Here is a 10461-nt window from a genome sequence, read left to right on the forward strand (position 1 = left end):
TCGGTCAGGAGTTGCGCTGGCCGTCGTCGCCGCTGCGGCGGGTGCGGCGGCGCCGCGGGGCGCGCCGCTCGCCGCCGTCACCGTCGCCGTCGTCGGCCGCGGCGGCGCTCGGCCGGCTCGTCGCCGCCGTCGCCCTTCTCGGCGGCCTCCCGCTCGATCACCTCGACCGGCACCAGCGACAGCTTGCCGCGCTGGTCGATCTCGGTGACCTCGACCTGGATCTTCTCGCCGACGCCCATCACGTCGTCGACGTTCTCGATCCGGGCGCCGCCGTGCAGCTTGCGGATCTGCGAGACGTGCAGCAGGCCGTCCTTGCCGGGCAGCAGCGACACGAACGCGCCGAACGTGGTGGTCTTGACGACGGTGCCGAGGAACCGCTCGCCGACCTCCGGCATGTGCGGGTTGGCGATCGAGTTGATCGCCTGCCGCGCGGCCTCGGCGGACGGGCCGTCGGTGGCGCCGACGTAGATCGTGCCGTCGTCCTCGATGGTGATGTCGGCGCCGGTGTCGTCCTGGATCGAGTTGATCATCTTGCCCTTGGGGCCGATGACCTCGCCGATCTTGTCGACCGGGACCTTGATGGTGATGATCCGCGGCGCGTTCGGGCTCATCTCGGCGGGCGCCTCGATGGCCTCCTGCATCACGTCGAGGATCGCCAGGCGGGCGCCCTTGGCCTGCTTGAGCGCGGCGGCCAGCACCGAGGCGGGGATGCCGTCGAGCTTGGTGTCGAGCTGCAGCGCGGTGATCAGGTCGCGGGTGCCGGCGACCTTGAAGTCCATGTCGCCGAAGGCGTCCTCGGCGCCGAGGATGTCGGTGAGGGTGACGTACTCGCCGCCCTCGTGGATCAGCCCCATCGCGATGCCCGCGACCATCTGCTTGAGCGGGACGCCCGCGTCCAGCAGCGACATCGTGGAAGCGCAGACCGAGCCCATCGACGTGGAGCCGTTGGAGCCGAGCGCCTCCGACACCTGCCGGATCGCGTACGGGAACTCCTCGCGCGTCGGCAGCACCGGGATCAGGGCGCGCTCGGCGAGGGCGCCGTGCCCGATCTCGCGCCGCTTCGGCGAGCCCACCCGGCCGGTCTCACCGGTGGAGTAGGGCGGGAAGTTGTAGTTGTGCATGTAGCGCTTGGTGCGCTCGGGGTTGAGCGTGTCGATCATCTGCTCCATGCGGAGCATGTTGAGCGTGGTCACGCCCATGATCTGCGTCTCGCCGCGCTCGAAGATCGCCGAGCCGTGCACCCGCGGGACGATGTGCGCCTCGGCGGTGAGCTGGCGGATGTCCTTGGTGCCGCGGCCGTCGATGCGCAGCCCGTCCCGGACGACCCGCTCGCGGATCAGCTTCTTGGTGACGGCACGGTAGGCGCCGGAGATCTCCTTCTCGCGGCCTTCGAACCGCTCGGCGAGCTTCTCGACCGCGGCGGCCTTGATCTCGTCGAGGCGGGCCTCGCGCTCCTGCTTGCCGGCGATGGTGAGCGCCTGCGCGAGGTCGCCGCTGAGACCTCGGTGACGGCGTCGAGCGCGTCGTCCTGGTAGTCGAGGAAGACGGGGTACTCGGCGGTCGCCTTGGCGGCGACGGCGGCGAGGTCGCTCTGCGCGCGGCACAGCACCTTGATGAACGGCTTGGCGGCTTCGAGGCCCTCGGCGACGGTCTCCTCGGTCGGGGCGGTGGCGCCCTCGCCGACGAGCTTGAGGGTGTCGCGGGTGGACTCGGCCTCGACCATCATGATCGCGACGTCGCCGTCCTCCAGGACGCGCCCGGCGACGACCATGTCGAACGTGGCGCGTTCGAGCTCGGGGTGGGTCGGGAAACCGACCCACTGGCCCTCGATCAGCGCGACGCGGACGCCGCCGATCGGGCCGGAGAACGGCAGCCCGGCCAGCTGGGTGGACATCGAGGCGGCGTTGATCGCCACGACGTCGTACAGGTGGTCGGGGTGCAGCGCCATGATCGTCTCGACGACCTGGATCTCGTTGCGCAGGCCCTTGGCGAAGGACGGGCGCAGCGGCCGGTCGATGAGCCGGCAGGTCAGGATCGCGTCCTCGGAGGGGCGGCCCTCGCGGCGGAAGAACGAGCCGGGGATGCGCCCGGCCGCGTACATCCGCTCCTCGACGTCCACGGTCAGGGGGAAGAAGTCCAGGTTGTCCTTGGGCTTCTTGGACGCGGTGGTCGCCGAGAGGACCATCGTCTCGTCGTCGAGGTAGGCGACGGCCGAGCCGGCGGCCTGGCGGGCCAGCCGGCCGGTCTCGAAGCGGATGGTGCGGGTGCCGAACGTGCCGTTGTCGATCACGGCCTCGGTGCTCTGCGCGCCGTCGATGCGCACGGGTTCTGTCACGGGAAACCTCCTCAGGTTCCGGTATCGGTCCTCGCGGCCGTTTCCCGTGGCTTGTCACGCTGCCGGTCTTCGATCGAAGCACCCGGATCCGGTGCCCGCCGACGCGGGCGGACGGATCCGGAAGCCACTACCGAGGACCGGCCCGCACCAGCGGTGTCCGCGAGGCTCTTCTCTTCGGTTTTGCGGCCGGTCCGGCCGGGGCCGGACGGCTCGCGCGATGCGCCGGGGCGGCCCGTCCGCCGGGTCCCGGCCCGGCCGGGGGCGCCTGCGCGGCCCCGCCCCGGCCACAAAAGGAAGGGAGTGGCCCGATGGCCACTCCCTTGGGCTGCTAGCGGCGCAGACCGAGTCGCTCGATCAGCTTCCGGTAGCGGTTGATGTCCTTGTTTGCGAGGTACTTCAGGAGCCGACGACGCTGGCCGACCAGCAGCAGGAGGCCGCGGCGGCTGTGGTGGTCGTGCTTGTGCTCCTTGAGGTGCTCGGTCAGATCGGTGATGCGCCGGGTCAGCAGCGCGACCTGGACCTCCGGAGATCCGGTGTCACCCTCAGTGGTCGCGTACTCGGCGATGATCTGCTTCTTCGTGGCGGTGTCGAGCGACACGTGGCTCCTTCGTAAGGTCGTCACCCGCAGACGCCGGCCCGGATACGGGCGAACGGCTCCGCATGGTGCGTCATTGAGAGATGTGGCGAGCCGCATGAGGGTGCAGCCAGCCGCGCCGGGGCCCTTCCCGGCGATTCTTCACCGTACCATGCCGGGACGACGCACCGTCACGGTGCGGCTTCCGGATGATCACGGAGGGTGCGGCGGGCACCGGCGGCGCGCACGTCCGGTGGACGGCGGCGCGCACGTCCGGTGCCGTCCGTCATCCGGCGGACGGCGCGGAGCCCTCACCGGACGTGATCTCCCGGGCCCGGTCGACGTCGCGGTGCATCTCCTCGACGAGCGCCTCGATCGAGTCGAACTTGAGCGTGTCCCGGATGCGGCCGGTGAAGTCGACGCCCATGTGCTCGCCGTACAGGTCGAGGTCGTCGCGGTCGAGCGCGTACGCCTCGACGGTCCGCTCCCCCGCGCCCTCGAACGTCGGGTTCGTCCCGATGGAGATCGCGGCGGGCCAGCGGAAGCCCGGGTAGCGGTCGGAGTCGCACACCAGCCAGCCGCCGTAGACGCCGTCGGCGGGGATCTCGGTGTTCGGCGGCGTCTCCAGGTTCGCGGTCGGGAAGCCGAGCGCGCGGCCGCGGCGGTGGCCGCGCACGACGACGCCCTCGACGCGGTGCGGGCGGCCGAGCGCCTCGGCGGCGGCCTCGACCTCGCCGCTCTCCAGCCGTTCCCGGATGTAGGTGGAGGAGATCGTGTCGCCGTTCGCCACCAGCGGGACCCCCTCGGCGGTGAAGTCGTACTTGCCGCCGAGCTCCTGCAGAAGCGCGATGTCGCCCTTGGCCTTGTGCCCGAACCGGAAGTCCTCGCCGACGATGACGTGCGCGGCGTGCAGCCGGTCCACGAGGACCTGCTGGACGAACTCGTCCGGCGGCGTCTTCGACAGTTCGAGCGTGAACGGGACCACCACGACCGCGTCCGTGCCGAGCCCTTCGAGCAGCTCGATGCGGCGGCCGGTGGTGGCCAGCAGCGGCGGGTGGGTGCCGGGCCGCACGACCTCGTCCGGATGCGGATCGAAGGTGATCACCACCGAGCGCAGCCCCCGCCTGCGGGCCTCCTGCGCGGCGGCTCCGACGATCCGCTGGTGCCCGCGGTGCACACCGTCGAACACGCCGATGGTGACCACCGAACGGCCCCAATCGGCGGGTACCTCTTCGAGGCCATGCCAGCGCCGCACCATGCTCTCCCTGCGTAGGACGTATCCGCCCGGTTCGTGTCCGTCCGGTTCTTGCCGTCGCCATAAAGGGTGCCATGCGGCCCGAGCCGACGTCGTGGGAGGGGCGGCCTTTCGCGGGCCGCGGGCACGCGGCGCGGGTCAGCCGGACTGGTAGACGACCAGGGAAACCGCGATGTACTGGAGGATGTACGCCACGAGCGTGAACGTGTGGAACACCTCATGGAAACCGAACCAGCGCGGGAACGGGTCGGGGCGGCGCAGCCCGTACACGACCCCGCCCACGCTGTAGGAGACGCCGCCGAGCGCCACGAGGACGCACGCCACGAGGCCCGCGCCGTCCAGGAACTGCGGCATGAAGAACACCGCGACCCAGCCCAGGACGATGTACAGGGTGACGTAGAGCGCGCGCGGGGCGCCGATCCAGGCCGTCCGGAACACGACCCCGGCGATCGCGCCCGCCCACACGGTGACCAGCACGGCGACGCGGAGGCCGCCGTCCAGGGCCAGGACGGCGAACGGCGTGTACGTCCCGGCGATGATCAGGTAGATGTTCGCGTGGTCGAAGCGGCGCAGCACCTCGATGACCCGGTGGGAACGCTGCCGGTGGTAGGTGCCGGAAATGCCGAAGAGCATCCCGGACGCGGCGACGTACACCGCCGACGCCAGCCGGGCCTGCGTGGTCGGGCCGAGCGCGACGAGCACGAGCCCGGCGACCAGGACGGCGGGGAACGCGCCGATGTGCAGCCAGCCGCGCAACCTCGGGCGCGTGGGGGATCCGACCGGTTCGCTCGCGGTGCGGCCGTCCGCCGCCGACGCCGTCGCCATGGGCACCTCCTGCTATGACCATGCCACAACAAACTTACGGTTACGTAGGTTACGGCACCGTAGGTTCGGCTGGACGGTGTCCGGGGCGTGATGCTCGACACGGCCCGGCCGACGCATGGCGAGCCCGGCTCAGGGCAGGGACGTCGGACGGAACGAGCGGCGCGAGAGGTCGCTCAGGGGACGAAGACCGCGAGGGGCTTCGCGGCGCGCCCCTGCTCCTCGACGAGGGCGAGCAGCGTCCCGTCCGGGCCGAACACCCCGATCGGGCCGGGGCCGAGCCCGGCGGCGGGGAGCCGCCCCCCGTGCGCGACCTTGCGGGCGTCGTCGGCCGACACGTCCCGGCGCGGGAACGCCGCCGCGACCGCCTCGTTCATCGGCAGGATCTCGAGCTTCTCCGCCAGCTCGTCCAGCGTGCGGGCCGAGCCGAGGTCGTAGGGGCCGACGCGGGTGCGGCGCAGCCGGGTCAGGTGGCCGCCGCAGCCGAGGGACGCGCCGAGGTCGCGGGCCAGCGCGCGGATGTAGGTGCCGGACGAGCACGACACCGTGGCGTCGACGTCGACCAGGTCGCCGTCCCGCCGCACCCCGGTCACGGTGAAGCCGTGCACGGTCACCGGACGGGCCTTCAGCTCGACCTCTTCGCCCTTGCGGGCCATCTTGTACGCCCGCTCGCCGTTCACCTTGATCGCGCTGACCTGCGGCGGGACCTGCTCGATGCGTCCGGTCAGCGCCATGATGCCCGCGTGCAGCGCCTCGTCGGTCACGCCCCCCGCGGGCGCCGTCGCGGTGATCTCGCCCTCGGCGTCGTCGGTGTTGGTCGACTGGCCGAGCCGGATCGTCGCGTCGTAGCCCTTCTCGGTGAGGGCGAGGTGGCCGAGCAGCCGGGTCGCCTTCCCCACGCCGAGCACGAGGACGCCCGTCGCCATCGGGTCGAGCGTGCCCGCGTGCCCGACCCGGCGGGTCTTGGCGAGCCGCCGCATGCGGCCGACGACGTCGTGCGAGGTCCAGTCCGCCGGCTTGTCGACGATGACGAGCCCCGAGTTCTCCACGCGCGCTCCGATTCCATTGCCCCGGCCGGGGTCGACTGCTGTGGGCGAAGGGTCAGGACGGGCGGTCGGCCTCGCCCGGCGGGCGCAGCGCGCCGCGCAGCCGGTCGACGATGGCGGCCGGCTCCCCGTCCGTCGTGAACGCGGCCGCGGTCCGGTGCCCGCCCCCGCCGAGCCCGACGCAGGCGCGGCCCACGTCCACCGCCCCCTTGGAGCGCATGGACACGTACCAGTCGCCGTCGTCGTTCTCCTTGCACACGACCGCGACCTCGGCCTCGTCGGTGCGGCGGAGCTGGTCGATGACGCCTTCGAGCTGATCGTAGGGGACGTCGCGCGCGTCCCGGTCCGCCCGGGCGATCGTCGTCCACACCAGGCCGCGCCCGCCCGCGGCGTCCCGTTCCAGCCGGGCTCGCGCCAGCGCGCCCGCGAGCACCTGCAGGTAGCCGAACGGCGCCCGGTCCCACAGCTCGCGGCTGACCGCCTCCGGCCGGACGCCCGCGGTGAGCAGCCGTCCCGCCAGGTCGTGCACCTCCGGGGTGGTGCACGGGTACTTGAACGAACCGGTGTCGCTCGCGCGCCCGCGTACAGGCCCTGGGCGATGTCGCGGTCGAGGGGGACGCCCAGCCGCCGGATCAGCTCCTCGACGAGCACGGCCGTCGCGGCGGCGTCCGGATCGACCAGCCGCACGCCGCCGAACCCGATGTTGGACGCGTGGTGGTCGACGACGATCAGCGCCCCGGCCCGGTCGGCGTGCCCCGCCAGGACCCCAGCCGGGCGCGGCCGGCCGACGTCGAGGAGATCATCAGACGGGGGTCCGCGGGCAGCCGGCCGGGATCGACCAGCAGATCCTGGCCGGGCAGGAACCGCAGGATCCCGGGGACGGTGAACGGCTCCCCGAACGACGCGAGGCACCGCTTGCCGAGGGAGCGGAGCGCCTGCGCGAGCGCGAGCATCGAGCCGAGCGCGTCCCCGTCGGGGACGACATGGCAGGCCAGGACGACCTCGTCGGCCGCGTGGATCAGTTCGAGCGCCTTCTCCCATTCGAGGTCGCACCCGGGGTCGCCGGAGCCCGCGTCGGCTCCGGCGTCCACCGCGGTCTCCCCGGACGGGGCGACGCTGTTCCCCGCGGCGACCGCGCGGGACGCGACGTCGTGGCCGCCGCCGTGCCCGCCGCCCGCCGGGCCGCCCGTACGGCCGCCCGTACGGCCGCCCGCGACGTGCAGCGGCCACCCGCCCGGCCACGGACCGGGCGCGACCGCGCGGTCCCCGGCGGCGCTCACGACGACGAACGCCCGGACGAGCCGTCCGCACCGTCCGCACCGTCCGCGCCGCCCGGCCCGCCCGGTCCGTCGGGGGCCGCCCCGTCGTCCGTCGCGTCGTCGAGTTCCTCGGCGGGCTCGCGGTAGGGGTTGGCTTCCCCGGCGTGGGCGGCGCCCTGCGCCGCGCGGGCGACCTCGGCGTCCCGGGCGCGGGCCTTGGCCAGCAGGTCGTCGATGTGGGCGGCGTTCTCCATCAGGGAGTCCATGACGAAGGTGATGCTGGGCGTGTGCCGGATCCCGGTCTTCTTGCCCACCTCCGAGCGGATCACGCCCTTGGCGCTCTCCAGCGCGGCCGCCGTCTCGGCGCGCTCGCCGTCCGACCCGTACACCGTGTAGTACACGGTGGCGTCGCGCAGGTCGTTGGTGATGCGGGTGTCCGTCACGGTCACGAAGCCGAGCCGCGGATCCTTGATCCGCCGCTCCAGCATCTCGGCCACGATCTGCTGGATGCGGTCGGCGAGCTTTCGCGCCCGAGCTGCGTCCACCATGATCGCACTCCCTTTCCATAGTCCGGCGACGGCCGTGTCCCGGCCCGTCACCGGATCAGTCCTCGTCGTTGAAGAGCCGCTGCCTGGCCGACAGCAGCTCGATCTCCGGCCGCCCGAACACCAGGCGCTCGCACTGTTCGAGCACCTGGGTGCAGTTGGCCGCGGTGCCCGAGACCACGGCGATCCCGATCTCCGCCCTGCGGTACAGGTCGTTGTCTCCGGTCTCGGACACGGCCACCCCCGGGAAGTGCTTGCGCACCTCGGCGATGATGGGCCGGATCACGGACCGCTTCTGCTTCAGCGACCGGACGTCCCCCAGCAGCAGGTCGAGTGTCAGTGCACCCACGTACACCTGATCGATCACCTCGGGATCTCTCAAAAGTGGAACGACGGTGATGAGCCGCCGTGTTCCCGGCCCGACCTCCGCGTTCGGCGCGTGCGGCGGGCCTGGAAATGACAGACGCCAGGCTACGAGATCCGCCTGGCGTCATGTCACCGTTTTTCCGCCTACCGCCCGCCGAACGAGACGGGGACGGCCCGGCACGGGCGTCTGCCCGGACCCCGACGGGTCCGGGCAGACGGCCGTTTCGCTCCGGGTGCCTCAGTCGCGGGGCTTCTCCCGCATCTCGAAGCACTCGATGGTGTCACCGAGCTTGATGTCGCTGTAGCCCACACCGATACCGCACTCGAAGCCCTCGCGGACCTCGGTGGCGTCTTCCTTGAAGCGGCGCAGCGACGACACCGTGAGGTTGTCGGCGACCACGACGCCGTCGCGGATGAGGCGCGCCTTGGCGTTGCGCTGGATGTGGCCGGAGGTGACCATCGAACCGGCGACGTTGCCGATCCGCGGCACCTTGAAGATCTCGCGGATCTCCGCGGTACCGAGCTGGACCTCCTCGAACTCCGGCTTGAGCATGCCCTTGAGGGCCGCCTCGATCTCCTCGATCGCCTGGTAGATGACCGAGTAGTACCGGATGTCGACGCCTTCGCGGTCGGCGATCTCCTGCGCGTTCCGCTCGGGACGCACGTTGAAACCGATGATGACCGCGCCCTCTTCGGACGCCAGCGACAGGTTGACGTCGTCCTGCGTGATCGCGCCGACGCCGCGGCGGATGATCCGCAGGCTGACCTCGTCGCCCACGTCGATCTTGAGGAGCGAGTCCTCCAGCGCTTCGACCGAACCGGACACGTCGCCCTTGAGGATGAGCAGCAGCTCTTCCCGCTTGCCCTGCTGGAAGTCCTTGAACAGTTCCTCGAGGGAGCTGCTCTTGCGGCTGCGCAGCAGTTCGGCGTTGCGCTTGCGCGCGACCCGCTTGTCGGCGATCTGCCGGGCCACCCGGTCGTCGTCGACGACCAGGAAGTTGTCGCCCGCGCCGGGCACGGCGGCGAGGCCGAGCACCAGCACCGGACGGGACGGGCCCGCCTCCTCGACGGTGTTGCCGTTCTCGTCGAGCATCGCCCGGACGCGGCCGTTGGCCACGCCGCAGACGATCGAGTCGCCGACCCGGAGCGTGCCGCGCTGCACCAGCACGGTCGCCACGGCGCCCCGGCCCTTGTCCAGGTGGGCCTCGATGGCCGAGCCCTGGGCGGGCATGTCGGGGTTGGCCTTCAGGTCGAGCTCGGCGTCGGCGGTCAGGATGATCGACTCGAGCAGCCCGTCGATGTTGATGCCCTGCTTGGCGGACACGTCGACGAACATGGTCTGCCCGCCGAACTCCTCGGCGACCAGGCCGTACTCGGTGAGCTGCGCCCGCACCTTGTTGGGGTCGGCGCCCTCGACGTCGATCTTGTTGACCGCGACCACGATCGGCACCCCGGCCGCGGTGGCGTGGTCGATCGCCTCGGTCGTCTGCGGCTTGACGCCGTCGTCCGCGGCGACCACCAGCACCACCAGGTCGGTGGTGTCGGCACCGCGGGCACGCATGGCGGTGAACGCCTCGTGACCCGGGGTGTCGATGAAGGTGATCTTGCGCTCTTCGCCGTCGACCTCGGTCTCGACCTGGTAGGCGCCGATGTGCTGGGTGATGCCGCCGACCTCGCCCGCCTGCACGTTGGCGTGCCGGACGGCGTCCAGCAGCTTGGTCTTACCGTGGTCGACGTGGCCCATGACGGTGACCACCGGCGGACGGGACTGGAGGTGCTCCTCGCCGCCCTCGTCCTCGCCGTACTCGATGTCGAACGATTCGAGCAGTGCGCGGTCCTCGTCCTCGGGGCTGACGACCTGGACGTCGAAGTCCAGTTCGAGCCCGAGTTCCTGCAGGTCGTTCGGGTCGACCGACTGCGTCGCGGTGACCATCTTGCCGAGGTGCATCATGATCGCGACGAGCGACGCCGGGTTGGCGCCGATCTTCTCGGCGAAGTCGGTCAGCGAAGCGCCCTGCGGCAGCCGGATGGTCTTGCCGTTGCCGCGCGGGGCGGAGACGCCGCCGACGGCGGGCGCCTGCATGTTCTCGAACTCTTGACGACGCGCGCGCTTCGACTTGCGTCCGCGTGCGGGACGCCCGCCGGGACGTCCGAACGCGCTCGGCCGCCGCGACCGCGACCGCCGCCACGGGACGGGGACCGAACCCGCCCGGACGGCCGCCACCGCCACCGCCGCCACCGCCGCGCGGGCCGCCGAAG

The 10461-nt window shown here is 71.9% G+C and carries 8 protein-coding genes and 2 pseudogenes; all 10 read right to left on the reverse strand.

Annotated features, from left to right (window positions below):
- Positions 1–4: 4 nt before the first annotated feature.
- Positions 5–2317: pseudogene (locus tag BJF79_RS21680) on the reverse strand (polyribonucleotide nucleotidyltransferase).
- Between the two features lie 346 nt (positions 2318–2663).
- Entirely contained in the window at positions 2664–2933 is a 270-nt protein-coding gene (rpsO, locus tag BJF79_RS21685; RefSeq protein WP_026405490.1) for a 30S ribosomal protein S15, read from the reverse strand.
- 262 nt (positions 2934–3195) lie between these two features.
- Complete coding sequence (locus BJF79_RS21690; protein ID WP_075900010.1) at positions 3196–4164, reverse strand: bifunctional riboflavin kinase/FAD synthetase; 969 nt, start codon at positions 4162–4164, stop codon at positions 3196–3198.
- Between the two features lie 138 nt (positions 4165–4302).
- Entirely contained in the window at positions 4303–4989 is a 687-nt protein-coding gene (gene trhA, locus BJF79_RS21695; RefSeq protein ID WP_075900002.1) for a PAQR family membrane homeostasis protein TrhA, read from the reverse strand.
- Between the two features lie 173 nt (positions 4990–5162).
- Positions 5163–6035, reverse strand: coding sequence for a tRNA pseudouridine(55) synthase TruB (gene truB / locus BJF79_RS21700; protein WP_075900004.1), 873 nt, complete (start codon positions 6033–6035; stop codon positions 5163–5165).
- A gap of 52 nt (positions 6036–6087) precedes the next feature.
- Positions 6088–6561, reverse strand: a complete 474-nt coding sequence (locus tag BJF79_RS61010; protein WP_262402381.1) for a DHH family phosphoesterase — start codon at positions 6559–6561, stop codon at positions 6088–6090.
- 199 nt (positions 6562–6760) lie between these two features.
- Entirely contained in the window at positions 6761–7312 is a 552-nt protein-coding gene (locus BJF79_RS61015) for a DHH family phosphoesterase (RefSeq protein WP_262402382.1), read from the reverse strand.
- On the reverse strand, positions 7309–7839 hold the full coding sequence (gene rbfA, locus BJF79_RS21710) for a 30S ribosome-binding factor RbfA (RefSeq protein WP_075900006.1): 531 nt from the start codon (positions 7837–7839) through the stop codon (positions 7309–7311). The genes BJF79_RS61015 and rbfA overlap by 4 nt, the downstream gene beginning before the upstream one ends.
- A gap of 55 nt (positions 7840–7894) precedes the next feature.
- Entirely contained in the window at positions 7895–8203 is a 309-nt protein-coding gene (locus BJF79_RS21715) for a DUF503 domain-containing protein (protein WP_262402383.1), read from the reverse strand.
- A 237-nt stretch (positions 8204–8440) separates the two neighbouring features.
- A pseudogene (gene infB / locus BJF79_RS21720) lies at positions 8441–10461 on the reverse strand (translation initiation factor IF-2); the annotation flags it as partial.

Origin of the sequence: Actinomadura sp. CNU-125, assembly GCF_001942465.1 — a bacterium.
Classification (GTDB): domain Bacteria; phylum Actinomycetota; class Actinomycetes; order Streptosporangiales; family Streptosporangiaceae; genus Spirillospora.